The organism is Gelidibacter sp. (genome assembly GCF_035577925.1).
Lineage (GTDB): Bacteria > Bacteroidota > Bacteroidia > Flavobacteriales > Flavobacteriaceae > Gelidibacter.
Genome location: NZ_DATJCY010000194.1, coordinates 23,752 through 47,327, shown reverse-complemented (window position 1 = coordinate 47,327; position 23,576 = coordinate 23,752). Strand labels below are relative to the sequence as shown.

General features: G+C 34.6%; 20 protein-coding genes. 10 read left to right on the top strand and 10 right to left on the bottom strand.

Annotated elements, in window-relative coordinates:
• Positions 1 to 140, bottom strand: a 140-nt coding sequence (locus VNJ50_RS07490; protein WP_325580528.1) for a type I restriction-modification system subunit M N-terminal domain-containing protein, incomplete at its 3' end; no start/stop codon positions are given.
• Between the two features lie 335 nt (positions 141 to 475).
• On the opposite strand from VNJ50_RS07490, the gene VNJ50_RS07485 reads away from it, so the two are divergent.
• From VNJ50_RS07485 to VNJ50_RS07470, 4 genes are read left to right on the top strand one after another with little or no spacing between them, the layout of a single operon-like run.
• A complete protein-coding gene (locus VNJ50_RS07485) occupies positions 476 to 2,401 on the top strand; it encodes a BatA domain-containing protein (RefSeq protein WP_325580524.1) in 1,926 nt (641 codons plus the stop codon).
• A complete protein-coding gene (locus tag VNJ50_RS07480) occupies positions 2,398 to 3,651 on the top strand; it encodes a dihydroorotase (RefSeq protein WP_325580522.1) in 1,254 nt (417 codons plus the stop codon). Before VNJ50_RS07485 ends, VNJ50_RS07480 begins: the two co-directional genes overlap by 4 nt.
• A 1-nt stretch (position 3,652) precedes the next feature.
• Positions 3,653 to 3,979 (top strand): hypothetical protein, encoded by a 327-nt coding sequence (locus tag VNJ50_RS07475; RefSeq protein WP_325580520.1) that lies wholly within the window; start codon positions 3,653 to 3,655, stop codon positions 3,977 to 3,979.
• An 8-nt stretch (positions 3,980 to 3,987) separates the two neighbouring features.
• On the top strand, positions 3,988 to 4,644 hold the full coding sequence (locus tag VNJ50_RS07470) for an alpha/beta hydrolase (RefSeq protein WP_325580518.1): 657 nt from the start codon (positions 3,988 to 3,990) through the stop codon (positions 4,642 to 4,644).
• Positions 4,645 to 4,708: 64 nt separating this feature from the next.
• Here the strand turns inward: VNJ50_RS07470 and VNJ50_RS07465 are convergent, their stop codons facing one another.
• Together VNJ50_RS07465 and VNJ50_RS07460 are read right to left on the bottom strand one after the other, a co-directional pair.
• Positions 4,709 to 4,921 (bottom strand): hypothetical protein, encoded by a 213-nt coding sequence (locus tag VNJ50_RS07465; protein ID WP_325580516.1) that lies wholly within the window; start codon positions 4,919 to 4,921, stop codon positions 4,709 to 4,711.
• Between the two features lie 5 nt (positions 4,922 to 4,926).
• Positions 4,927 to 5,688: an MBL fold metallo-hydrolase gene (locus VNJ50_RS07460; RefSeq protein WP_325580514.1), complete on the bottom strand. Its 762-nt coding sequence runs from the start codon at positions 5,686 to 5,688 to the stop codon at positions 4,927 to 4,929.
• Between the two features lie 93 nt (positions 5,689 to 5,781).
• Here VNJ50_RS07460 and VNJ50_RS07455 point away from each other — a divergent pair, with 93 nt between their 5' ends.
• Positions 5,782 to 7,230: a TonB-dependent receptor gene (locus VNJ50_RS07455; protein ID WP_325580512.1), complete on the top strand. Its 1,449-nt coding sequence runs from the start codon at positions 5,782 to 5,784 to the stop codon at positions 7,228 to 7,230.
• Between the two features lie 104 nt (positions 7,231 to 7,334).
• On the opposite strand, the gene VNJ50_RS07450 is transcribed toward VNJ50_RS07455, so the two are convergent.
• The 4 genes from VNJ50_RS07450 to VNJ50_RS07435 form a co-directional block, all read right to left on the bottom strand.
• A complete protein-coding gene (locus VNJ50_RS07450) occupies positions 7,335 to 8,195 on the bottom strand; it encodes an N-acetylglucosamine kinase (RefSeq protein ID WP_325580510.1) in 861 nt (286 codons plus the stop codon).
• A gap of 77 nt (positions 8,196 to 8,272) precedes the next feature.
• Positions 8,273 to 9,274 carry a type I glyceraldehyde-3-phosphate dehydrogenase gene (gap, locus tag VNJ50_RS07445; RefSeq protein ID WP_325580509.1) on the bottom strand — a complete coding sequence of 334 codons (1,002 nt, stop codon included), beginning with the start codon at positions 9,272 to 9,274 and terminating at the stop codon, positions 8,273 to 8,275.
• Between the two features lie 77 nt (positions 9,275 to 9,351).
• The gene (gene pfkA, locus VNJ50_RS07440) at positions 9,352 to 10,338 is read right to left on the bottom strand and encodes a 6-phosphofructokinase (RefSeq protein WP_325580507.1); all 987 of its coding nucleotides are present in this window, start codon (positions 10,336 to 10,338) and stop codon (positions 9,352 to 9,354) included.
• A gap of 133 nt (positions 10,339 to 10,471) precedes the next feature.
• Positions 10,472 to 14,893, bottom strand: coding sequence for a translocation/assembly module TamB domain-containing protein (locus VNJ50_RS07435; RefSeq protein WP_325580505.1), 4,422 nt, complete (start codon positions 14,891 to 14,893; stop codon positions 10,472 to 10,474).
• 94 nt (positions 14,894 to 14,987) lie between these two features.
• On the opposite strand from VNJ50_RS07435, the gene tsaD reads away from it, so the two are divergent.
• From tsaD to VNJ50_RS07415, 4 genes are all read left to right on the top strand, one after another.
• Entirely contained in the window at positions 14,988 to 16,010 is a 1,023-nt protein-coding gene (tsaD, locus tag VNJ50_RS07430; RefSeq protein ID WP_325580503.1) for a tRNA (adenosine(37)-N6)-threonylcarbamoyltransferase complex transferase subunit TsaD, read from the top strand.
• Between the two features lie 24 nt (positions 16,011 to 16,034).
• Complete coding sequence (locus VNJ50_RS07425; protein WP_325580501.1) at positions 16,035 to 16,739, top strand: 16S rRNA (uracil(1498)-N(3))-methyltransferase; 705 nt, start codon at positions 16,035 to 16,037, stop codon at positions 16,737 to 16,739.
• A gap of 203 nt (positions 16,740 to 16,942) precedes the next feature.
• A complete protein-coding gene (locus tag VNJ50_RS07420) occupies positions 16,943 to 17,578 on the top strand; it encodes a DUF4159 domain-containing protein (RefSeq protein WP_325580527.1) in 636 nt (211 codons plus the stop codon).
• 35 nt (positions 17,579 to 17,613) lie between these two features.
• Positions 17,614 to 18,795, top strand: a complete 1,182-nt coding sequence (locus VNJ50_RS07415) for a THUMP-like domain-containing protein (protein WP_325580499.1) — start codon at positions 17,614 to 17,616, stop codon at positions 18,793 to 18,795.
• 89 nt (positions 18,796 to 18,884) lie between these two features.
• Here VNJ50_RS07415 and VNJ50_RS07410 read toward each other — a convergent pair whose 3' ends face one another.
• Positions 18,885 to 19,022, bottom strand: a complete 138-nt coding sequence (locus tag VNJ50_RS07410) for a hypothetical protein (RefSeq protein ID WP_325580497.1) — start codon at positions 19,020 to 19,022, stop codon at positions 18,885 to 18,887.
• A gap of 277 nt (positions 19,023 to 19,299) precedes the next feature.
• Here VNJ50_RS07410 and VNJ50_RS07405 point away from each other — a divergent pair, with 277 nt between their 5' ends.
• A complete protein-coding gene (locus VNJ50_RS07405; RefSeq protein WP_325580495.1) occupies positions 19,300 to 20,442 on the top strand; it encodes an MFS transporter in 1,143 nt (380 codons plus the stop codon).
• On the opposite strand, the gene VNJ50_RS07400 is transcribed toward VNJ50_RS07405, so the two are convergent.
• Together VNJ50_RS07400 and VNJ50_RS07395 are read right to left on the bottom strand one after the other, a co-directional pair.
• Positions 20,439 to 21,059, bottom strand: a complete 621-nt coding sequence (locus VNJ50_RS07400) for an L-threonylcarbamoyladenylate synthase (RefSeq protein WP_325580493.1) — start codon at positions 21,057 to 21,059, stop codon at positions 20,439 to 20,441. The two genes, VNJ50_RS07405 and VNJ50_RS07400, sit on opposite strands and share 4 nt — an antisense overlap.
• Positions 21,060 to 21,176: 117 nt before the next feature.
• The gene (locus VNJ50_RS07395; protein ID WP_325580491.1) at positions 21,177 to 23,492 is read right to left on the bottom strand and encodes an ATP-dependent helicase; all 2,316 of its coding nucleotides are present in this window, start codon (positions 23,490 to 23,492) and stop codon (positions 21,177 to 21,179) included.
• Between the last annotated feature and the right edge of the window lie 84 nt (positions 23,493 to 23,576).

The following is a 23,576-nucleotide window of genomic DNA, read 5'->3' as shown; positions in this document are numbered from 1 at the left end:
TCCATTTTTTCAGCCAAGTATTTATAAAAAATAAATCCCAAAATATAATCTCGGAATTCATCGGCATTCATTTTTCCTCGTAAGGTATTGGCTATGTTCCAGAGCTGTTGCTCCAGCATTTTCTTTTGTTCTTCTGACATTGAAATCGGTGTTTTTTAGATTAGGTATTTTAAATCCATAAGAATCTACTAAAATAAGAAACTTTAACATTTAAAGTATAATAAAAACTGTTTACTGTATTGAAGCAATTCATCTGTTTTACAAAAAACCTTGGATTAAGTAAAATAGAACCTTAACTGTCTGCCTAGTAGTTTGTAAATCAAAAATTTTTATTAATGAAATTAAACCTATGAGAGCTAGCGAATTTCCCCAATTACACAACAAATCTTTATATTTCTTCGAGTTTGAATATTGCAATCATCTTCCTATTATCTATATTTGAACACTTGTTCGAGTTCAAAAACCCAAAAACGGAATGCAGTTCAAAAATCCTGAAATTCTTTACGCTTTACTGCTCCTTGTTATTCCTATAATTGTTCATTTGTTTCAATTTCGGCGTTTTGAGAAAGTAGCCTTTACCAATGTCCAATTTCTTAAGGACATTGCTTTACAAACACGAAAGAGTTCGCAACTTAAAAAATGGCTGACCTTATTTACCCGCTTATTGCTGCTTGCCTGCGTGATTATTGCTTTTGCACAACCATTTCAATCGGCCAAAGAAACGTTTAGCACAAAAAGTGAAACCGTTATCTATTTGGATAATTCTTTTAGCATGCAAGCCAAAGGCTCCAATGGAACGCTACTAAATACCGCAATTCAAGATCTGATTGAACATATTGATGAAAATGAAAAACTGCACATTTTTACCAACAACCATAATTTTCCAAACACCAACATCAAAGCCATTAAGGACGATTTGATACAACTCTCCTACTCTCCAAATCAATTGGATTATAATGCTGCCATATTAAAAGGCGAAAAAGCATTTTCAAAAGATAAAGGAAGTATTAAGAATTTTATTCTAATTTCTGATTTTCAACAAAAAGAAAGTGATTTAAAACTAAAAAACAATGAAGTTTTTAATTATCGACTGGTACAATTACAACCACAAACTTCAAATAATATAAGTGTAGATTCATTATATATTTCAAAAGCAAATGTTGATAATTTAGAATTGACCGTTGCGCTAAGCAATCAAGGAAATCCTATCGAATCAGTATCGGTTTCCTTATTTGAAGACGAACAGCTCATTGCCAAAAGCGCTGTTGCAATTGTTGATAAAGCCGAATCTATTTTTACAATCCCAAATAATGAAGCTTTCAGAGGAAAAATTTCTATTGATGATACCAATTTGAATTATGATAATACCTTATATTTTAATTTGGATACAAAGGCACTCATTAAGGTTTTAGTCATCAATGAATCAAACGCTGATTTCTTAAAGAAACTTTATACCAATGACGAATTTGAATTGGTCATTGCCAATGTAAACGAATTGAATTATAACACTATTAGCGATCAAAATTTAATTGTTCTCAATGGACTAAAGAACATTTCCAATGCTTTAATTACTGCATTAAATTCATTTTCCATGAATGGTGGAAGCGTTTTAATTATCCCTTCAGATGAATCCAATTTCGACACTTATAATGAGTTGCTCAGAGTGTTTAATTTGCCGAATTTCACATCTAAAACAACGATAGAAAAACACATCACAACAATTAATTTTTCACATCCACTTTTGGCGGATGTTTTTGAAAAAACTGTAAGCAATTTTCAATATCCAAAGGTCAATTCATTTTATAATTTAGCAAATACATCGCATTCCAATATTTTGAGTTTTGAAGATCAAAGCGTTTTTTTGACACATACTGATAATGTTTATTTGTTTACAGCTGCTTTGGACGAACAAAATTCAAATTTCAAAAATTCGCCGCTTATTGTACCGGTACTTTATAATATAGGAAAACACAGTTTGAAACTACCGCGTTTATATTATACCATTGGCATCAAAAATACTATTGATATCAATACCATTTTAAAGCAAGATGATATTTTGAAATTGGATAATTCTGATGTTTCCTTTATTCCAATGCAAAAGACATTTAGCAATAAAGTAGAATTGACAACTGATGAAGTTCCTAGTGTTTCAGGAATTTTTGAAGTCAAAAACAAAGATCATACGCTGCAATATCTTAGTTATAATTATGATAGAAATGAAAGTCGTCTTCATTATATGAATCTTTCCCAGGTGCCTGAACAAATAAAAAATAGCTCTGTTGCTTCGGCACTCGATGTTATAAAAAGTTCCACAAATATTCATGAGCTATGGAAATGGTTTGTTATTTTTGCGCTAGCTTTTTTAATCATTGAAATGCTCATCTTAAAATATTTTAAATGAACGTACTCATAAAATCTGCCATAATCGTAGATCCAAAAAGTGATTTCCAAAATGAAACTTGTGATATCCTCATCGAAAATGGTATTATTTCGCAGATTTCAAAACAAATTCCAAATTCATCAAAAGTCAGAGAAATTAAGTTAGACAACCTTCACGTTTCACAAGGTTGGTTTGATAGTAGTGTGAGTTTTGGAGAACCAGGTTTTGAAGAACGTGAAACACTGTTAAACGGACTTGAAACTGCAGCGTATTCAGGGTTTACGGATGTTGCCGTCAATTCCAATACAAATCCTGTGATTGACAACTATACCAATATTGCATTTTTAAAAGCAAAATCACATGATCATTCGGTTCAACTTCATCCTATTGGTGCTTTGACAAAAAATGCGGATGGTGAAGATTTGGCCGAACTTTATGATATGAAAAATGCAGGTGCCGTGGCTTATTACGATTATCAAAAACCTGTTAAAAACCCTAATTTAATGAAGCTGGCCTTACAATATGCCAGTAATTTTGATGGTTTGGTTTATTCTTTTCCACAAGAATCAAAAATCTCTGGATTAGGTGTTGTGAATGAAAACGTCATAAGTACATCATTGGGTTTAAAAGGAAATCCGACGCTTGCGGAAGAATTACAGATCGCCCGCGATTTATTTTTACTGGAATATACAGGAGGAAAATTGCATATTCCAACGATTTCTTCAGCCAAATCGGTTGAATTGATCAGAGCTGCAAAAGCTAAAAAACTCGATGTCAGTTGTAGTGTTGCCATTCATAATTTGATATTGACCGATGAAGTTCTGACAACATTTGATACACGTTTTAAAGTGTTGCCGCCATTAAGGACGCAATCGGATTGTGATGCACTTATTAAAGGTTTGAAAGACGGCACGATTGACATGGTAACCAGTGATCATAACCCGATTGATATTGAACATAAAAAGATTGAATTTGATTACGCGATGTACGGCAGCATTGGTCTCGAAACTGCTTTTGGCGCACTGAATACTATTTTTACGACAAAGCAAACCATCGATCTGTTGACCAAGGGAAAAGATCGTTTAGGTGTCCAGTCCACTCCTATTGCTGTTGGAGAAAAAGCGAAGTTAACATTGTTCAATCCTGATGAAAAGTACACTTTTACGAAAGAAATGATTCGTTCTACTTCAAAAAACGCCATCTTTGAAAACTATCAACTGAAAGGGAAAGTTTATGGCATTTTTTCAAATAATCAATTGGTTTTAAATTAATATGCAAGATTCAACTGTTAAAGAAGGTAAAACTTTGGCCATTATTTGTTACTTAACATTTGTAGGCCTAATCATTGCCATCATCATGAATTTAGAAAAACGCAATCCGTTTACATTTTTCCACGTTCGACAAATGTTGGGGTTAATAATTATGCTTCTTTTTTCAAATTTAGTAGAAAAATATGTCAGTAGTTTTCTTGGAACTGCCTTTTGGGTCATCACTTTTACGGGATGGCTTTTAGCCCTTATTTATGCCGTAAAAGGCGAATATCGACCAATTCCTATCTTTGGCGAAAAATTCCAGGAATGGTTTAAAAACATCAATTAAAAATTATAATGTCTGAATTATCTTTACATCACGTTGTAAGACCTTCATCTTTACAAGAAAGCGCACCTGCTCTTATCATGTTTCATGGTTATGGCAGTGACGAAAATGACCTTTTTGGATTTGCTTCCGAATTGCCCGAAGAACTGTTTATCATTTCGGTGCGTGCACCTTATGAATTACAACCTTATGGAAACGCGTGGTATGCCATCAATTTTGATGCTGAAATGAACAAATGGAACGACAACGACCAAGCCATAAAATCAAGAGATTTAATTGCCAAATTTATTGATGAAGCCAAAGAAACTTATCCAATAAATAAGGATAACATCTCTATTTTAGGGTTTAGTCAAGGTTCTATTTTGAGTTATGCCGTAGCTTTAACTTATCCTGAAAAAGTTAAGAATATCATTGCTTTAAGCGGTTATATCAGTCCTGAAATGTTGCCTGATGATATTGAAACCAAAGATTATTCGCATATCGGTATTTACAGTTCGCATGGAAGCGTAGATCAGGTGATCCCTGTGGAATGGGCCAGAAAAGTACCTCAGTTTTTGAATGCTTTATCAATCAGAAACACATACAAAGAATTTCCTACCGGCCATGGGGTTGCTCCCGAAAATTTTTACGAATTTAGAAGTTGGTTAAATAAACGACTGGATATCTAAATTTGAAATAATATAAAATTATGGGTTGAAATTCTAAATTAAGATATCTAGAATTTCAACCTTTTTATTTTAAGTCTTGCTTTGTCTCAAGTTGATTTTTTAAGTCCATCAATTGCTTGTTCAAATGTTGTATGGAATCTTTTAATACTTGTTCTCTTTCAATATGTTTTGTCATTTTTTCCTGATAGGTATCAAATATATTTTTTGAATTTACATATTGAAATAAGGATAGTAAACAGACAAAGACAAATGCGTACATTAAGAGTTTTCTTCTCATAAATTTTATAGGTTTATTTCTAAATTATCATAGGCCAAAAAGACATTTGCAGGAAGTTTTTTTTCAACATCGTCATGAAATCCAAGCATATGGCTAATGTGCGTCAAATACGCTCGTTCCGGTTGTACTTTTTTAATAAGTGCCAAAGCTTCTTCAAGATTAAAATGAGAAATGTGCTCTGCTTCCCTCAAAGCATTAACAACAAGTACTTTGACATTTTTTAGTTTTTTAATTTCAGAGTTTTTAATTGTTTTCATATCTGTCAAATAGGCAAAATCGCCAAATCTGAATCCAAAAACCTGCAATTTATGATGCAATCCATTAATGGGCACAACTTCTAGGTCGCCCAATCTAAAAGGCTTGTTTTCAATTGGAATAGGAATGACTCCTGGCGCACCTGCATATTTATTGACAGTTTCAAAAATATAGTCGAATCGTTTTCTGAGTGCTTTTAAAACGCGTTTATGGCCATAAATAGGAATATCGCCCTGATTAAAATAAAACGGCCTAATATCGTCCAAACCTGCGGTATGATCGGCATGCTCATGAGTAAAAACTATACCGTCCAATTTGGTGCATTTGGCATTGAGCATTTGCTGTCTAAAATCAGGCCCGCAATCAATGACATACGTGTAATTATTCCATTCTACCAACACCGAAACACGAAGCCGTTTGTCTTTTGGATTTTCACTTAAACATACGGGGTGAGTGCTTCCAATTACTGGAATTCCTTGCGATGTGCCGGTGCCTAAAAATATAACTCTCAAAGCATGTTTAGTTTGGAACAAAAGTAAGTTTAATTTTTTGTTTGAGACAGCAATTTGGTACCTTTGTAAGGATTATAAATTCAATCTATAAACATGGAGATTACCTTAAAAGGCGACAGAGAATTTGAAGAAATTCCGTCATTAAAGAATAAAGCTCTTCGTATTAATTTAAACGAAAATATTTATGGAACTTTTGCTGAAATTGGAGCAGGCCAAGAAACTGTAAGACAATTTTTTAGAGCAGGCGGAGGTTCAGGGACAATTGCCAAAGCGATGTCTGCGTATGACAAGGATTTTAGCGATGCTATTTACGGCGTTGAAGAAGATGGACGATATGTAACTGAGGCACGCTTAAGAAAAATGTTGTCGCACGAAATTAAATTGATTGAAGAACGCCTTTCAAGAGATAAACATCCCAACAAAATGTTTTTTTCTTATGCCAATACGGTAACAACCATCGATTTTGCCAAACAATACAAAGGTCATGGCTGGGTAGGAATTAAATATCAAATTGACCACGACCAACCGTATAATGAAATTATTCTTCATATACGCTTTAGAGAGAATGATGCGCGTTTACAACAAGAAACCTTGGGGATTTTAGGAACAAACCTCATTTATGGGGCGTTTTATAAATATAATGAACCCAAAAAGTTGTTACGCTACCTGTATGACCATTTGGATCAAGATCAAATTGAAATTGATACAATTAACTTTTCCGGACCAATATTTGAAAATGTTGATAACCGTTTGATGAGTTTACAATTGGTGAAAAACAATATGACCGATGCGGTAATGTTCGCTCCCGATGGGAACAACGTACTTCCTGCAAAAATTCTATATAAGAAAAACATCTTGGCATTGCGCGGTAGTTTTAGACCCGTTACAAAGGTGAATATTGATATGTTTGAAAAATCATACGATATGTTCTTAAAGGAAAACAAAGTGGATCCGAACAATACCCAAGTTGTTTTTGAAATTACATTATCAAACTTGAGAGCTGAAGGTGAAATTGACGAACAGGATTTTATGGACAGAGCACGATTACTGTGTTCACTGGGCCATACGGTCTTAATTTCCAATTTTCAGGAATATTATAAGTTGGTTGAATATTTCTCTCAATATTCTAAAAACCGAATGGGATTATCCATGGGCGTCAATAATTTAATAGATATTTTTGATGAAAAATATTACCGCCATTTAAGTGGAGGTATTTTGGAGGCTTTTGGCAAATTGTTCTTTAAAGATTTACGTGTATATCTGTATCCTATGCTCAATGAAGACGGCACTATTATGGATAGTGAAAACTTAAAAGTACACCCACGTATGAAAGAATTGTATAAATTCTTTAAGTACAACGGAAAAGTTGTGGATATCACAGATTTTGATCCATCCATTCTTACTATTTTCTCCAGATCGGTGCTTAAATCCATTGCCGAAGGCGAAAAAGGATGGGAAGAAATGTTACCATTGGGTGTTTCAAAAACTATAAAAGAGAAACATCTTTTTGGATATGAAGCTGAAGAGACTGTTAGATCTTAAATAAGATAAAGAAGATTATAACCATCTAATCTAAAACAAACTAAAAAACAAAAGGAGTGAATACTTATAAAGTAGCACTCCTTTTTTAATTCAAACAGTTAATTTTATCTTGTTCTGGTATGATAAGCTACCAGACCATCAATAGGACGTCTTACAAAATTGCCGGTTTTGAATCCCATTTCCTGTGCAATTTCAATAATTTGTTCTTTTGCAAAAAACGCAATGGAACCCGCAAAATGGACCGGAACAGTTTTGATTTCTTCTTTATGCTGAAAAATCATGTTTTTTACAAAAATACGCATACCTTCCTTTATCATATTTTGAATATATGGTGAATCGATATTCAAAAACATAAATTCAGCAAAACTCGCTAAATAAGCATTGGGACTAGGTTGCTTATATAAATTATACTTTATATAATCGGCATTCATATTATATTTGTCACCAAAAGAAACTTTAATAGCGTCGGGCATGTGATTGAAATAATAATCGCGAATTAGCTGTTTGCCAAAATAATTTCCCGAAGCATCGTCCATCAAGGTATAGCCCAAAGATTGGATGCGTTGATGCAGTTGTTTTCCATCATAATAACTGCAATTAGAGCCTGTACCCAAAATACAAACCACTGCAGCTTCATCATCATGATTTAATGTCGCTCTTACGGCTGCCATAGTATCTTCTGTAACTTGTACTTTGGCATTGATAAAAATATCTTCAAGCACACGTTTTAAAAGCAACCTCGGACTTTCTGTTCCACAACCCGCACCGTAAAAATAAATATGGGTGACCTCCCGCTTATTTTTCATTAACTCATCACTTTTTCTGATGATTTTGTAAAGTTTTTTTTCTTTTAGAATTTCTGGATTAAGACCTCCGGTACGTATTCTTTCCTGAATCTGCTTACCTTCCTGATCCACTGAAATCCAATCGCATTTTGTAGAACCACTGTCAACTATTAAAATCATGTGTTTAATGAATAAAAAAATCCGTATAAGTTTAAAGTCTCAAAACAAGATACTTATACGGATTTTATTGGTTAATTTTATAATGAATGGATATGTTGTGCCAACTCAACTAGTTTTGTTGAATATGCAAATTCGTTATCATACCATCCGACGATTTTGAAAAATCTTGAATTCAATTCAATTGAAGCCTCGGCATCAAAAACACAGGTATTTGTTTCACCAACAAAATCTTGAGAAACCACCATTTCATCTGTATAACCTACGATATCTTTCATAGAGCCTTCTGAAGCATCTTTAAATGCTTTTTTAATGGCTTCCAAAGATGTTTCTTTAACGGTGCGTACCGTCAAATCCACTACCGAAACATCAGCTGTTGGTACTCTAAATGACATTCCTGTTAACTTCCCATCTAGTTTTGGAATTACTTTTCCAACTGCTTTGGCCGCACCTGTTGATGATGGAATAATGTTAGGCAATACACTTCTACCACCTCTATAATCTTTTCTTGAAGGACCATCCACCGTTAATTGAGTTGCTGTGGCCGCATGAACCGTGGTCATCAAGCCTTCTTCAATTCCAAAGTTATCATCAATAACCTTAGCCATTGGAGCTAAACAGTTAGTGGTACATGACGCATTAGATACAATAGTATCGGTAGCTTTTGCTTCTTTATGGTTAACGCCCATAACAAACATTGGAGCGTCTTTACTTGGTGCTGAAATCACAACTTTTTTAGCACCGGCATCAATATGCTGCTGTGCCATTTCTAAAGTTGTAAAAATTCCGGTACAGTCGGCTACCACATCTGCTCCTACTTCATCCCATTTTAAATTGCGTGGATCTCTTTCGGCAGTAACCCGCACCGTTTTTCCATTAACGACTAAATGTCCATCTTTTACTTCAATAGTACCATCAAATCTACCGTGCACAGAATCGTATTTTAGTAAATATGCTAAATGCTCTACATCTAAAAGATCATTGATTGCAACTATTTCTACATTTGGTTTATTTAAGGTGGCTCTAAATACAATTCTTCCAATTCTTCCAAAGCCGTTAATTCCTAATTTCAAATTTGACATTTTATTTTTATTATTATTTATTAAAACTATTTTTATTTTTGAATGCCTGACAATCAGCAATCAACAATCTGTAATCTTTAGGTTGACATGATATCTGCAACGCGCAGCAATTCTCTGTCAATTTTAGATTTTCCTTTGACTGCTTGTTCTATAGGCGTCAAATTCATTTGCTCATTGATAAGTCCAACCATATAATTGGTTTTTCCTTCCAATAAGGATTCTACCGCTTTAACCCCCATTCTACTGGCCAAAACTCGGTCAAAACACGATGGTGGACCACCACGTTGCATATGGCCTAAAACAGAAACCCTTACATCATATTCGTCCAAAGTGGCTTCAACGTAATCTTTAAGTTCAAAAACGTTTTTCCCAATTTTATCGCCTTCAGCAACAACAACAATACTTGAGGTTTTACCGGATTGTTTACTCTTATTTAATGAATCCAATAAACGATCGAGGCCTAAATTTTCTTCAGGAATAAGAATCTCTTCAGCACCTGCACCAACTCCAGCGTTTAATGCAATATGGCCAACGTCACGACCCATAACTTCAACAAAAAACAAGCGGTTATGCGAACTTGCTGTATCTCTGATTTTATCAATGCATTCTACAACCGTATTTAGTGCCGTATCAAACCCAATAGTATGTGTGGTTCCATAAATATCATTGTCAATCGTACAAGGAATTCCAATAATTGGAAAATCAAATTCTTTATTAAAAACCAATCCACCGTTAAATGTACCATCACCACCAATAAGTACCAGAGCATCAATACCGGCATTTATAAGTTGATCGTAAGCTACTTTTCGGCCTTCTGGTGTTCTAAATCCCTTAGATCGTGCGGATTTCAAAACCGTTCCGCCTTTATTAATAATTCCTTTGACACTACGGGCATTCATCGATTTAAAATCCCCTTCAATAATACCTTCGTAGCCTCTATAAATCCCAATACATTCAATATTGTGATAAGCACAAGTTCTCACTACTGAACGAATGGCAGCATTCATTCCTGGAGCGTCGCCTCCAGAGGTCATCACTCCGATTTTTTTAATATTTCCTGACATTTATTTGTTGTTAATGAGTAAAATTACTAAAGATATCGTATAATAAGGAAAGGAAATATTTTATTTTATGCCTCCAAAAGAAACTCAATCGTTTTAGTTAATAACTTATTGGAAATGCTTAAAAATGGCGAAGTCAATTTTCGGTTTCGTCGGTATCTTCCTTCATTTTGATGTAGCTGGGAAGCGGTGGATTTTTATCTGAACCCTCTTGGTTTTTATCTTGTGAAGTATTTTTGTTTCGATTTTTTCCAGAGAAAATAATACGAAGTAATTCTCGAAACGTGTCGAACTCGACATTATACGATAACCCCATACCTTGTGTATATCCAATTTCTTCTCCAAAGTTTCGGATATTATTTTCCCTATTAAAAAACTTGGCAGATAAAGTGCCGTCTTCATTCAATAACAATTCAATTTCGGCGTCACCGGCAAAAACCGTTTCATTGACGCCACCAATGGGTACACCAACTTTGCCATTAAAAAGTACCCTATCGCTAATTTTGGTACTCAAGGTCAAGCCCAACCGATCATCTGTTCGATATTCGGGAGTTTGCTCACCTGCCTGAAAATTAATACCTAGTTTAAGCTTGTCGTCATCACTAGATAGTAAACCATTAAACAAACTGTTAACACGATCGGCAATGGTGCCATAAGCTTGTTGGCCCAAACTTATCTCACTGGCAAATGATCCGGTTGCCAATAAAAATAAAGCCTGGTTTTCTCTGCTTTCTTTAGTTTCCAAACGGTATTCTAATTCGGATCTCACAGTAGAAGTCGCATTCGGGAATGCCAAAACAAATTCGGGAATGGGTTGCTCCAATTCGCCTGTCAGATTAATTTCCACATTCACAGGAATACTTCGATTAATCGGATTGTCTAATAAAACCGATGGATTGGCCTCCGTTTTATAAATAGCTTTTAGATTGATTTGTGCTTTTAATGGATCGCCTTCCCAAATGATACTGCCGCCAGGTTCGACCATAAGATCTTTTTGAATTAAACCGCCATAGGCAAAATTGTAAATGCCTTTAAACACCGAAAAATCACCCCACATTTTAAATTTTCCATTGGTATTGATCTCAAACAACAAGTTGCCTTCTCCACTGCCCTGAATGGTACTTCCTGAGTTTCGATCGATTACAATTTCAATATCGGCATTTTGATTAATGTCAAGGTCAAACTTTAGTTCCAGCCCTTTAACTTTGGTGTCTGTTATGACTTCACCTTTTAAACGCGCTGCTTTTTCTTCAGCAGTTAAGAAATGGATATAGGAATTATCCCCAAAGCTTTCCACATCATTTAGAGGAATTTTAAAAACAGTGCCTTGCGCCGTGCTACCGTCAACATCAATAACAAGTTGATCGGTTGGTCCATTAATTTTTGCTGAACCTCTCATAAATGCGGTACCATAATACAGAGCATCTTCAGCATCATCGGTATTTAAAACCAAAAACCTATCAGTGTCAATCGTTAAACCTAATCGCCAATCGGAAAAATTATGATGTGACAAAAACCCGTTTAAGGTCCCTCTTGAGAAGAACTCTGAATCGGTCATGACAATATCATTAAATATAAAACGCTGATCTTTTAAGGTCACTTCAGAATCAAAGTCAAAAGCATAATCCACATTTAAATACGGAATTGCCAAACCTGCGTTTTCCAGAATTAAATCACCTTCTATTTGTGGCTTTTTCAAACTACCGATGACTTTAACATCGCCAGATACCAAACCTCGAATATTGGTAATAACATCGGCTCCAAAAACATTGAGCGGCTCCAGATCAAACTCATTAAACATAATATCTAGGTCGATACCGGACCTTGTCTTGCTCAGATCAATATTCCCCGTGGCGTCCAACGATTTTAAATTATCGTTGCGTATAAACAAATCGACTGAGTAGTTTGTAAGAGATTCGTTTCCAATAATATCTGCTTTTAAATCGCCTAATAAATAATCATTGAATTTGAAATTTTCAACAGAAATATTTGAGTTGGGAACATACACGCCATTTTGTTGAAACATGTCTAAGGTTCCATTAAGGATTCCGCCAAAGCTAATATCTTCGAGTGATGGTGTTATTTTATAAAGGTTGACATCGTAAAAATCAAGTGTTAAATTTTTATAGGTAGAATCTCTCAAAACTCCCGAGAGTTGAATTTCTTCGTCGTCATGAGAAATGGCCAAATCGGAAATATCAAATTCTTTGAAACCTCTATCAAAGATCACTTTATTCAGTTGGTTTTTCTCCTCATTAATAAACCAATTGTTCTCTTTAATCTTTACTTCAGATTTTTTAAAACCTACTACCGATTTATTGTCTTCATTAATGGTATAATACATACTTAAATCGAAAAAATCTTGATTGTTTTTTCCGCCATTAAATTCAGACTTTATAAAAAGTGTGTCCCTAACGGTAACGTTAATTAGATTAAATTTCGACACATTGTAAAACTTGGTATTGATGGAATCAACTTCAATAAATGTGTTAAAAAGAGGGTTTGAATTATCAATTTTCACCTGAACATTATCTGCAAAATAATCTAACAATTTAATTTTAGGCGAATTAAAAGTGACATTAAATCCGTGCTGATCACTTTCTATCCGACCTTCTATAAAGGTATTTTTACCAAGTTCAAGATCATGATAAACCACTTCAACAATCTTATTATATATGGTAAAATTAAAATTTATATGTTGCTCATTATCAAATTTATGTGGTGTGTAATTTGTATAAATACTTCCAATTGAGTTTTCAACTAGTTTACCGATGTCCTTAAATTTAAAAACCCCGCTAATTTGTCCTTGAATGATGTCTGGAGAATTAATTTCAATAATCCGTTCATCGTCATTAAATTTTGATGTGACTTCAAAATCTTCAAAATAATAATTATCATTTTCATTAATATAAGTGGTATTCTTAAAGGTGAGTTTGCCACGTGCGTCATCTATACCCGAGCCATCCATTGCCATAATTATATCGCCCTTAAAAATGGAAATACTATCTTTTTGAACAAAGTTCAATGCTTTTAAATTGGCATATTCCACTTCGGCCTTAAAATCCAAAGAACTGATCTGTTTGGACATGTCGGCCAGACCGTTGAATTTAAATTTGAAGTTTTCGTCATTTGAAACCACTATGCCATTAAATATTTTATTTCCCAACTGCCCGGAAATATCTATATTTTCATAATTGTAATTATTGTAAATTAGCGTTGCAATGTGCCCTTTAATTCCTGTTTTAAGATTTTCGAGCGTAAAGCCTTTACCATCAACATCCAGGTCAAAAGTTGTTTCTTGAATCGTTGGATCCTCCAACAGTTGCCCAAGATCAAAATTCTCAAATATCAGATTCCCTTTATAACTTGCGTTATCAATGTCATTGAATTTCATCAAATTAAGATCAGAATCAATATGTCCTAAAGCGGTATTTATTTTTATGGTCGCTTCGATATCCGTTGAAGTAACCCTTGAATTTCCAGAAATACTGAAACTTCCCAACTTTGAAAATACACTGGGTATGGAGGCTCCCAAAACATTAGGCATAAGCGATTTTAAGTCGTAGTAATTGGAAGACAAATTGCTAAAATTAGCATCCATCTCAAAGGTGTTTGGCTGACTATTAAATAAGTTTTTAAAATTGATATCGCCATATACTTTGGTCTGGCTACTGGTATTGAGCTTTAGGTTAATAAGATTAAGATCGTTCAGTTTTCCACTTAGATTAACACTAAAAACCGCCTGATCTTTAATGCCAAATTCATCATAAAAAGTATTCAATTCATTGAGTGTCACTTCCGAATCCCGAAAATTTGCTACAACATCCACCTTGTTTGCAAAGTCCTGCATGTCTTCGCGTGTATATTTAAAAGTCACTTCACCAATAAGAAATGATTTTGGTGTTTTTATAGACAGGTTAGCAAATCTCATATGATTTAGCGAGTACTCAAAATCCGTAGTCATATTATTGACAATCAGACCTCTACTATCAACAAAGGAAAGCGTATTTATTCGAGCACTGATGTCATTACCATTGATCAAAAAGTTTGTTGCATTTAGATTGAGATGGTCAAATTCTAAAATTTTTGGATTTTCCTTATTATCATCAATCAGCCTAAAGGTACTGTCATAAATAGAAACATCACTTGAAGACAATAAGAATACACTTTTATTTGGCCTCGGATTATCTTCATCAAACTGAGCTATAAAAATATCCAAATTAGTTTGGTTTTCACCAGAATAGGTTCGGATATTGAACGTCAATCCTTGAAGATTGATATCTCCAAAGGTCAATTTATTTTTATAGAGATTTCTGAAGTTTAAAATGGAAGTATTCAATTTTTTCGCACTAATTAAAGTGTCTTTTTTGAAATCTTCAATATAAATACCTTTAAGCTCTACGTCACCATTAAATTGAAGCCCAATGCGATCAATAAAAATTCGGGTACCAAAATCATTATTGATACGTTGCGTTACTTTTTTTCCCAAAAAAGTTTGAACTGGCGGAATGGAAAGAATGAGCACCAAAATGATGAATAGCAATATAATTATTGCCACAATTTTAGATGCTATTTTTAAAAGTTTTTTGATACGTCTGAAAAGTTATAACTTTGGTGTCAAAATTAACAATTATTGTGCCTAATTTAGAGTAATGGCAACACAAAATATTTATATTCTTGCAATTGAGTCGTCATGCGATGATACTGCCGCTTCTGTGATGCTTAACGGCAAAATACTGAGCAATGTTGTAGCAGGGCAAAGCATTCATGAAGCCTATGGGGGCGTTGTTCCAGAATTGGCATCTAGAGCGCATCAACAAAATATTGTTCCTGTGGTACATCAGGCATTACATCGTGCCGGAGTTGACAAATCGCAACTGAATGCCATTGCTTTTACACGTGGTCCAGGACTGATGGGTTCATTATTGGTTGGTACTTCTTTTGCCAAATCAATGGCTTATGGATTAAATATTCCACTGATAGATGTCAACCACATGCAAGCCCACATCTTAGCACATTTTATTGATGAGGACGGCTTTGACAAACCTCCTTTTCCTTTTTTGGGAATGACCATTTCTGGTGGCCATACACAGATAGTAAAAGTTAATTCTTATTTTGATATGGAAGTTATTGGCGAAACGATTGATGACGCCGTTGGTGAAGCGTTTGATAAAAGTGGTAAAATATTAGGCCTTGGTTATCCTGCTGGTCCCGAAATTGACAAGCGCGCCAAGCTTGGTAATCCCAAAGCATTTCAATTCACAAAACCAAAAGTTGAAGGACTGAATTTTAGTTTTTCGGGACTAAAAACTGCCATTCTTTATTTTGTCCAGAAAGAAACAAAAACAAACCCAAATTTTATTGAAGAAAATCTCAATGATATTTGTGCTTCCATCCAATATACCATTGTTGGTATTTTGATCGATAAATTGAAACTCGCTTCAAAACAAACCAATATTAATCATATTGCTATTGGCGGAGGCGTTTCGGCAAATTCAGGTATCAGGACGGCATTGAAAAATGGCGAAGCAAAATTTGGCTGGAAAACCTATATTCCTAAATTTGAGTTTACAACAGATAATGCGGCAATGATTGCCATAGTTGGTTATTTAAAGTTTTTGAATGGCGATTTTGCACAACAAGATGTGACAGCTTCTTCACGACTAAAACTTTAAGAACCTTATTTCAATTCCACGCTAATGCAACTTTTTTATAATCCAGATATTGACCAAAACACCAATCAAATTTCATTTAGCAAAGATGAAAGCCGGCATATTGTAAAAGTACTTCGTAAAAATAGTGGCGATCAGCTGGAAATTACCAATGGTAAAGGTTGGCTGTTTATAGCCGAAATTACAACCGCAGATATTAAAAACTGTGATGCTGTAATTCTCTCAAAATCCTATCAAACTTCCCGAGGTTATAAAATTCATTTGGCCGTTGCACCAACAAAAATGAATGATCGTTACGAATGGTTTTTGGAAAAAGCAACAGAAATTGGCATTGATACCATTACTCCCATTATTTGCGATCACAGTGAACGAAAGGTCATCAAAAATGATCGGTTTGAAAAAATCATACAATCTGCAATGAAGCAGTCTTTGCATTATTATATGCCCCAATTAAATGATGCCATTGCTTTTAAAAATTTTATATCAAAACCATTTAGTGGACAAAAATTTATTGCGCATTGTGAAGAAACTGAACGCACATCTTTAAAAAATGCTTTACAACCACAAACAGATATTCTTATTTTAATTGGTCCTGAAGGAGATTTTAGCTCTGAAGAAATTAGCTTGGCCATGGCATCAGGTTTCAAACCAGTCACTTTGGGAAATACACGATTACGAACAGAAACTGCGGCAATAGTGGCATGCCACAGCATTGTTTTTTGTAATGAATAATTACTTTAAGTTGCTGTTATTAAATTAATGTAAATGAGTTAAATAAATTCATTAAATATTTTTAATAATTTATTTTATTTAAGATTGATCACAGCCAATCAATTATTTTAAAAACGATTAGTATCTTGGCTTTTATACATACGTTAAAATATTATTTATACTTTTGAAACATGAGGTTCCAATTAAAAACATCAAAGCTAAGTATGCTTTTTTTGGTATTTGCCATCGGCTATACTGTACCATCTTTTGCACAGGAAATTGCTGTTTTAAAGTATAAAGGTGGTGGCGATTGGTATGCTAATCCAACCTCGTTACCCAATTTGATTGCTTATTGCAATACCAACATCAACACCAAAATAAGCGTAAAACCAGATACAGTAGAACCCGATAGCCCGGATATTTTTCAATATCCTTTTATTCATATGACCGGACATGGCAATGTCTTTTTTGATGAAAACGATAGTGAGAACCTAAGAAATTATCTCTTTTCGGGAGGGTTTTTACACATTGATGATAATTATGGCATGGAACCTTTTTTGGTAAAAGAGCTCAAAAAGGTATTTCCAAATAAGGACTTGGTCGAATTGCCAAAAACGCATCCCATTTTCAGTTCCGCTTTTAATTTACCCGAAGGGCTACCTAAAATTCATGAGCATGATGGAAAAAGACCACAGGCTTTTGGACTTTTTGAACAAGATAGATTGATCCTTTTATTTACTTATGAAAGTGATTTAGGGAATGGTTGGGAAGATGAAGAAGTGCATAACGATCCTTTTGAGGTTAGGGAAAAAGCATTGAAAATGGGTGCAAATATCATTAAATATGTTTTTGAAAATTAAGGACAACAGTGCAATCTCTGAATAAATAATAGTTAATGAATCCCGATATTTTAGATTCCAAAGTTCAAGATTTTATTAATGAACATCTCAAATCAGATGTTTCGGCATTGATTTTAAAAGGCATTCCGTTTAGTGAAATTACTGCTGTAGATGTGGTTGAACAAATTGAAGCTAAAAACAAATGCGAAAAAAAATTGCCCAGTTGGTTTCAACAATCAAACATTTATTATCCCAACAAACTTAATATAGAACAAACTTCTTCCGAATTGACCGCTGCATATAAATCGAAGTTAATAAATGGCACATCACTTATTGATCTCACGGGAGGTTTTGGAGTAGATTCGTTTTATTTTGCAAGAACATTTCAACATGTTGTTCATTGCGAAATGAATCCGGTTTTGAGTCAAATAGCAAGTCATAATTTTAATGTTTTAAAAACTGATAATATTGATTGTATGGCAAATGACGGCCTAACATATCTTCAAAACTCTTCCGAAAATTACGATTGGATTTATGTAGACCCTTCTCGTCGTCATGAAAGCAAAGGAAAAGTGTTTTTCTTAAAGGATTGCTTGCCAAATATTCCGCAACACTTAGATTTATTGTGGTCACGATCAAAAAACATGTTGATCAAAACGTCACCTCTCTTAGATATTACTATAGGAATTAATGAATTGGAATATATAAAAGCAATTCATATTGTAGCTGTAAATAATGAGGTTAAAGAATTACTATGGATTTTAAAACACGGTTTTTCAGGGCCGATCACCATCAAAACAATAAATCTAAAATCTAGATCATCCGAACGATTTGAATTTCTTATCGCTGATGAATCATTAATTGAGCCGTCTTACAGTGAACCACTTACCTATTTATACGAACCGAATTCTGCAGTTTTAAAATCTGGTGGATTTAACGTGTTGATTAAAGCATTCAATGTTTATAAACTTCACAAACACTCACATTTATACACCAGTGAGATGCTGATTGAATTTCCAGGAAGACGCTTTAAAATTATAGACAGCATACCTTATAATAAGAAACAAATCAAAAAACTTGGCTTAAATAAGGCCAATATAACAATACGGAATTTCCCCGAAAGTGTTGAAAACATTCGCAAGAGCTTTAAAATCAAAGATGGTGGCGACCACTATTTATTTTTTACTACAGACCATAAAAATCAAAAAATTGTTTTGATCTGCACAAAAATCCAATGACAATATATGCTCAAATCATTGTAAATTACAAACATTAATTAACGAATAGAAACCATTTGAAATATTTTAGCTAAAGATTAATATTTAAACTAAATCAATTTAAATACCGGGCCAAGCAAAATATAGATAATAATAAATAAGATGATCGTACCAATACAACCACATCTACCTCCACCAATCTTTTTAGCTCCCCATCCTGCAGCAAGTGCTCTTAAAAAATTTTTCATAGTCTAAGTTTTAGATTTTAAAAATAGGGTTAAATAAAAAGTCCTGGGCACTCAATAACTAGAATTTATATCGCAAATACAATTTTTAAGTCAAACTAATGCATAAGATTTGTTGTGCAATTGGGTCAACTGTAATTTTATGAAATAGTTCGTAAAAGAACCTATAGAAGAAAAATTTTGATGACAAATTTATAAACTTGCACTGAATAAATAAACTCCAAAATATTTCTATAATCAGAATTTAGGACAGATATTTGCGCGCTCAAATCATAAATATATGAAGGAAAATCAAAAGCAACGGATTGCTCTAAGTATGTTCTTTTTAGCTTCTGGATTTTGCTTTGCCACATGGGCTTCGCGCATTCCTACGATCAAATCTCTTTACGACTTTAATGATGCCGAACTGGGTAATTTATTGATGATTTTACCGGTGAGTTCGTTAATAGGTTTACCTATTTCAGGATGGTTGGTTTCAAAATTTGATAGTCGTAAGCCCATGATTATTTCTTTTGTAATTTTCAACTTTGCACTCGCTCTAATTGGAATATCACAGTCTATCTTGATGTTAGCGATTGCTGTTTTCTTGTTTTCTTTTTTTATGAGAATTCTCAATATCAGCATCAACACACAATCTATAAGTGTTCAGAAGAGTTTTGTCAAAAATATTGTGGGTTCGTTTCATGGTATTTGGAGTGTTGGAGGGCTTCTTGGCGTCGGGTTTTCTACATTAATGGTGAAAATGGACGTGTCAATGTACGCACATACGTTGATGGTAGCCATAGTTTCTATGATTTTGACTTTGGGTGCTTATCCTTTTTTACTTAAAAACGACAAATCACCACATGGCAATAAATTAATTTTAGGCAAACCCGATAAGTCCATCATGCTCTTAGGAATTCTAGTTTTTTTTGCAGCGGTTTGCGAAGGCGGTATTTTTGATTGGAGTGGCGTTTATTTTAAGGACGTTGTTAAAGCAGAACTATTCACTTTGGGCTATCTTATCTTTATGGTATTCATGGCACTTTCCCGCTTCTTTTCAGATCGTTTGATCGATAATATTGGCATGAAACGCCTCTATATTATTAGTTCATCATTGATTACCCTTGGTATTTTAATTTTGATTTTATTTCCTTATTTCTGGCCTTGTATTATAGGATTAAGCATTACCGGAATTGGTGTTGCAGCCATTTTTCCAATGACGTTTATGTTGGCAGGAACTTCCAAGAAATACTCTCCGGGAATGGCCATTTCTATTGTGGCGACCTATTCGATTGTAGGAATGCTAGTTGGCCCACCACTAATTGGTTATATAGCCCACGCTTTTAATTTACAAGTGGCTTTTGTAATTTTTATGATTGCCGGCTTGATGTTGATTCCTATTTCACAATTGTTTTTTAAACAACAACAAAAAGCCGACTAAAAAATTTCCAAACTACCTTTGCCTTCCCTAACAATAATGGGTTCGTCTTCGGATAAATCTATTATGGTTGAGGCTAAATTATCACCATAACCACCGTCAATGACCAAATCGACGAGATTGTCCCATTTTTCTAAAATCAATTCGGGATCTGTGGTGTATTCAATAATTTCATCTTCATCTCTAATAGATGTCGAAATAATTGGTCGGCCTAATTGGCGTACAATTTCTAAGGCAATGTTATTATTTGGAACTCTGATCCCTACTGTTTTTTTCTTTTTGAAGGGATGTGGAAGCGTTTTTGCTCCAGGGAGAATAAAAGTGTAAGGCCCTGGCAAAGCGCGTTTTAAAATTTTAAAAGTACTGGTATTGATCTGTTTGACATAGTCACTTAAATTACTCAAATCACTACATACAAACGAAAAATTAGCTTTATCCAATTTCACCCCTTTTATTTGCGCCACACGCTCCAAGGCTTTGATATTGTTGATATCACAACCTAAACCATAAACGGTATCTGTCGGATAAATGATCAATCCGCCGTCTTTAAGAACGTCAATGACTCGTTTTATCTCTCTAGCATTCGGATTCTCTTCATATATTTTTACAAACTCAGCCATATTTTTATCTTTTTATAAGATTTTCAATCTAATTAATATTTTTTTATACTACTGTAATTGTTGCATATTATTGAGTTAGATATGATAAAGACAACATAAGTTATATGATTAACTAACCTATCCCAAAACATCCAATTTAGCAAAACGGAGTAATAATTTTTTGATACCGCCATGCTGAAAATTAATTTCAGCTTTAGTATCTGCTCCTGCTCCTTCAATTTTCAAAACTTCACCTTTTCCAAAACGCATGTGTTCTACAACATTTCCAACGGTCAATTTGCCATCAAATAAATTAACATTAGGACTTCCAATTGATTTACCTATGGGTTTCAGTTTCGCTGGCGGAATAAATTTGGGCGGTTTTTCTTCTGATTTTCTCTTGATTGCTTTTTTAAACCGGATTTGATCCGGTGGAATATCTCCAAAAATATCTGGAGAAAGCATTGGATTAAACCGTTTATCATCCATTGGCGTCATGATTTCCAAGAAATTCTCATCTATTTCTTCAATAAAACGACTTGGTTCTGCATCAATCAGTTTTCCCCAGCGATAACGCGACATTGTGTAGGTTAAATAGGCTTGTTTTTCTGCCCGTGTCAAGGCCACATAAAACAGACGGCGCTCCTCCTCCAGTTCACTTCTGGTATTCATGCTCATGCCACTTGGAAACAGATCTTCCTCCATACCAACAATATATACATACGGAAACTCCAATCCTTTTGCCAAGTGAATGGTCATTAAAGCCACATGATCGGCATCGCCTTTATCCGCATCCAAATCGGTGGCCAATGCGACATCTTCCAAAAATTCAGTTAAAGCACCGGTAGCATCAGCAAGTTCTTCTTGACCTTCTACAAAATCCTTGATTCCGTTAAGAAGCTCCTCAACGTTTTCCATTCTGGCAATACCTTCGGGTGTGCCATCGTTCCTGAATTCCTTGATTAGTCCGGTCACTTTGGTCACATGGTCGGCCAGTTCAAAAGCATTTGCAGTTTGGTTCATCACCTGGAAACTTTCAATCATGGTCACAAAATCAAGAAGTTTGCTTTTTGTTCCTGAATTGATGTTGATATCAATTTTGGCTATATGTTGCATCACTTCAAAAATAGAACGGTTATAGCCATTTGCCGCAACAACCAACCGATCTATGGTGGTTTGACCAATGCCACGCCCCGGAAAATTGATGACACGCTTCAATGCTTCTTCATCAGCAGGATTGATAATCAATCGCAAATAAGAAAGTACGTCTTTAATTTCCTTTCGTTGATAAAACGATTGTCCGCCGTATATTCTATAAGGAATACCACGCTTTCTCAACGCATCTTCCATAGCACGCGATTGTGCATTGGTACGGTAAAGGATAGCAAAATCACTGTTCATCAATTGGTGTTCCATTTTATTCTCAAAAATAGAACTTGCCACAAAACGGCCTTCGTCGCCATCGGTCATCAATCGATGGACTTTAATTTTAGAACCTTCATCATTAGCTGTCCAAACCACTTTTTCGAGTTTGGTCTGGTTTTTATCAATGACCGAATTGGCAGCATTGACAATGTTTTTTGTAGATCTATAATTTTGTTCCAAACGGAAGATCTTCACATCATCATAATCTTTCTGAAAATTCAAAATATTGTTGATATTGGCACCTCTAAAAGCATAAATACTCTGGGCATCATCCCCTACCACACAAATATTCTGAAAACGATCCGACAAAGCCCTAACAATCAAGTATTGCGAGTGGTTGGTATCCTGATACTCATCCACCAAAATATATCGGAACCGATTTTGGTATTTTGCCAAAACATCTGGAAATCGCGTCAGCAACTCATTGGTTTTCAATAATAAATCATCAAAATCCATAGCACCTGCTTTAAAACAGCGATCCACATAGTGCTTATAGATATCGCCAAGTCTTGGGCGTTTGGCCATCGTATCAGCTTCAATCAATTCCGGATTCTGATAATAAGCTTTCACCGTAATCAAACTGTTTTTATAAGATGAAATCCTGGAACTAATCTGTTTGGTTTTATAAATATCTTTATCAAGGCCCATTTCTTTGATTATGGCACCAATCAATCGTTGCGAATCTTGGGCATCATAAATAGTAAAATTACTTGGGTACCCTAGTTTATCTGCTTCAATACGTAATATTTTTGCAAATACAGAGTGAAATGTGCCCATCCATAAATTCTTGGCTTCACTTGTGCCTACAATCGAAGCGATTCGTTCTTTCATTTCGCGGGCCGCCTTATTGGTAAAGGTCAAGGATAAGATATTAAACGGATCAACACCTTGATTCATCAAATAAGCAATCCTATAGGTTAATACTCTTGTTTTCCCTGAACCAGCACCTGCAATCACAATCATAGGGCCGTCTTTTTGCAATGTTGGCGCTAATTGTGCCTCATTTAACTGACTTAAATATTTCTCCAAAACGTCTTCAAATTTTAAAATGTGAAATTAACCAATGCTTCTGTTTTTAACGAAGGATTTTGCTAATAATTATGAACAAAAAAC

Coding starts and splice junctions, on each gene's coding strand:
- VNJ50_RS07485 (WP_325580524.1), top strand. CDS start 476: ATGCAGTTCAAAAATCCTGAAATTCTTTACGCTTTACTGCTCCTTGTT.
- VNJ50_RS07480 (WP_325580522.1), top strand. CDS start 2,398: ATGAACGTACTCATAAAATCTGCCATAATCGTAGATCCAAAAAGTGAT.
- VNJ50_RS07475 (WP_325580520.1), top strand. CDS start 3,653: ATGCAAGATTCAACTGTTAAAGAAGGTAAAACTTTGGCCATTATTTGT.
- VNJ50_RS07470 (WP_325580518.1), top strand. CDS start 3,988: ATGTCTGAATTATCTTTACATCACGTTGTAAGACCTTCATCTTTACAA.
- VNJ50_RS07465 (WP_325580516.1), bottom strand. CDS start 4,921: ATGAGAAGAAAACTCTTAATGTACGCATTTGTCTTTGTCTGTTTACTA.
- VNJ50_RS07455 (WP_325580512.1), top strand. CDS start 5,782: ATGGAGATTACCTTAAAAGGCGACAGAGAATTTGAAGAAATTCCGTCA.
- VNJ50_RS07450 (WP_325580510.1), bottom strand. CDS start 8,195: ATGATTTTAATAGTTGACAGTGGTTCTACAAAATGCGATTGGATTTCA.
- gap (WP_325580509.1), bottom strand. CDS start 9,274: ATGTCAAATTTGAAATTAGGAATTAACGGCTTTGGAAGAATTGGAAGA.
- pfkA (WP_325580507.1), bottom strand. CDS start 10,338: ATGTCAGGAAATATTAAAAAAATCGGAGTGATGACCTCTGGAGGCGAC.
- tsaD (WP_325580503.1), top strand. CDS start 14,988: ATGGCAACACAAAATATTTATATTCTTGCAATTGAGTCGTCATGCGAT.
- VNJ50_RS07425 (WP_325580501.1), top strand. CDS start 16,035: ATGCAACTTTTTTATAATCCAGATATTGACCAAAACACCAATCAAATT.
- VNJ50_RS07420 (WP_325580527.1), top strand. CDS start 16,943: ATGCTTTTTTTGGTATTTGCCATCGGCTATACTGTACCATCTTTTGCA.
- VNJ50_RS07415 (WP_325580499.1), top strand. CDS start 17,614: ATGAATCCCGATATTTTAGATTCCAAAGTTCAAGATTTTATTAATGAA.
- VNJ50_RS07410 (WP_325580497.1), bottom strand. CDS start 19,022: ATGAAAAATTTTTTAAGAGCACTTGCTGCAGGATGGGGAGCTAAAAAG.
- VNJ50_RS07405 (WP_325580495.1), top strand. CDS start 19,300: ATGAAGGAAAATCAAAAGCAACGGATTGCTCTAAGTATGTTCTTTTTA.
- VNJ50_RS07400 (WP_325580493.1), bottom strand. CDS start 21,059: ATGGCTGAGTTTGTAAAAATATATGAAGAGAATCCGAATGCTAGAGAG.